The organism is Undibacterium sp. SXout7W (assembly GCF_049339385.1).
Taxonomy (GTDB): Bacteria; Pseudomonadota; Gammaproteobacteria; order Burkholderiales; family Burkholderiaceae_D; genus Undibacterium.
Genome location: NZ_JBMPPF010000136.1, coordinates 1 through 302 on the forward strand (window position 1 = coordinate 1; position 302 = coordinate 302).

Annotated in this window: 1 pseudogene; it reads left to right on the plus strand. The window is 60.6% G+C overall.

Annotated elements, in window-relative coordinates:
• Window positions 1-9 precede the first annotated feature (9 nt).
• A pseudogene (locus ACO0LB_RS20820) lies at window positions 10-302 on the plus strand (OmpA family protein); the annotation flags it as partial.

Genomic DNA, 302 nt, shown 5'->3' on the forward strand with positions numbered 1-302 from the left:
AGCAAACCTGTGAACCACACTAAAAAAATCGCCCTCGCCGCCGCAATTCTGTGCGCGTCGTTTTCCGCCCTGGCCCAGGATGCGGTCGTCAATCCATCGTGGTATATCCAGCCCAGCCTGAACGCCATGAAGCCCGATTCGGACTTCGGCGTGGACAAGCGCGGCTACGGCGCCGGCCTCAAGTTCGGCAAGGCGCTCAATGATCAGTGGGATGTGCAAGTCGGCACCACCTATGCCCGCTCCCGCGAAAACGGCCAGCGCTACCAGCAAAACACGCTGGGCGTGGACGGCCTGTACATGTT